Origin of the sequence: Streptomyces sp. (assembly GCF_031178505.1) — a bacterium.
GTDB classification, from domain to species: domain Bacteria; phylum Actinomycetota; class Actinomycetes; order Streptomycetales; family Streptomycetaceae; genus Streptomyces; species Streptomyces gulbargensis.
Map to the genome: position 1 here is coordinate 1 of NZ_JAPSIW010001057.1, position 1,557 is coordinate 1,557.

Genomic DNA, 1,557 nt, shown 5'->3' on the forward strand with positions numbered 1-1,557 from the left:
CTCGATCCCGCCCCAGACGGCAGTTTCACGGTCACCCTGGCCACCGGCGGCCATCCGCCCGCCTACCACCTGAGCCCCACCGAGGAAGGCGGTGTACGGGTCGAGGCGGTCCGCGCCAAGGGCGGCATGCTGGTCGGCGCGATCGCCGAAGCCACCTTCGCCTCACGCACCCTGCACCTGGCACCCGGCCAGGGCCTGCTGCTCTACACCGACGGCCTGACCGAAGCCCGCACCGCCGATGGCCACATGCTCGCCGACACGGGCCTGACCGACTTCCTCGCCCACCGGCCGGCGCCGGTCAGTGCCGGCTCCCTGATCGACGACACCGTCGCACTCCTGGACACCCTCCCCGACACCGAACGCGACGACGTGGCACTGCTGGCCCTGTCCGTCCCCCCACCCGATGCCGCTCCCGCAGGTATCACCACCACCGCTCACAGCGCCGCCGCCCCGACCGCCGACGTCTTTGTCGGGCAGGAGAACCGACGCCCATGACCGACGCACTCCACATCGACGTCCCGCACACCGACGGGACCCTGGCCGTGATCGCACTGTCCGGTGAATTCGACATCACCACCGCACCCGCCGTGCGGACCCGCGCCCTCGAGCTCATCACGAACGGCCACCCCCATTTGGTCGCCGACCTGGCGAGCGTCACCTTCTGCGACTCCTCAGGGCTGGGCGCCCTCGTCGGCATCTGGCGCTGCGCCAAGGACGCCGACGGCTCGCTGACCCTGGCGGCCATCCCCGGCCGGCTGAGCCGCCTGCTCAGCATCACCGGGATGGACACCTTCCTGCCCACCTTTCCCAGCGCCGACGCCGCGCTTGCCGCACGTCAAAGCAACCGCACCACCGCCTGAAACCTCTCGCGCTTCGAGTGCACTCGTCGGCATCGGCACCGACGGAACGACGATCGCCGTTGCCGTCGACCACGCGCCGCGCATCCTGGTCTGCAGCGGCATCATCGGCGGCAGCACGACCATCCTGCGCACCCCCGCCACCCGCCCCGCATCTCCCACCTCTGCGCAAAAGACCTGCCGACGGTCACGACCGGTGCAACGTGGCCGGCATCACGACGCCCTCGCCCTCGTCGGCGCTGCGGGCGGGGCCGGGCCGTCGTACGGTGCGGAGCACTGATCCAGTGACCGGAGCAGTGAAGGCGCCCCGTGGCGGGGGCGTCTCGCCACAACCGCCCGGTGATCAGCGACCGCCGCTCCCACTGGCTCAGCTCCGTCACCGCCGCACTCACCCGGCGCCTCGCGCACCGCGGACCCCACGCCGGCAGCTGGTCGAAAGCAGCCGCCGTCGGACGATGGCTGGCATCCCAACGAATTCGAGGTCCCAAGAGCACTCACCCGGCCACGCTCCTGGAGGTGGAGAGACGCCCTCTCAGGTCGTCGGGCATGTCCGTAACCGCCCCGGCCACCGGCGGGTTGAGTTCGGCATGCACACACGAACTTTCGCCAGAAGTGTCGGTACCGGCTGCACGGTCGTTCTCGGAGTACTCCTCGGCGCTCAGCCCGCCTCGGCCGGCGGCATCCTGCCCATCGCCAGCCC

Annotated in this window: 2 protein-coding genes; both read left to right on the forward strand. The window is 71.0% G+C overall.

What is annotated here, in order from left to right; genetic code table 11:
• Positions 1 to 495, forward strand: a 495-nt coding sequence (locus tag RIF68_RS36205) for a PP2C family protein-serine/threonine phosphatase (RefSeq protein ID WP_309055926.1), incomplete at its 5' end; no start/stop codon positions are given.
• The gene (locus RIF68_RS36210; RefSeq protein ID WP_309055928.1) at positions 492 to 860 is read left to right on the forward strand and encodes an STAS domain-containing protein; all 369 of its coding nucleotides are present in this window, start codon (positions 492 to 494) and stop codon (positions 858 to 860) included. The genes RIF68_RS36205 and RIF68_RS36210, both read left to right, overlap by 4 nt.
• Positions 861 to 1,557: the final 697 nt, after the last annotated feature.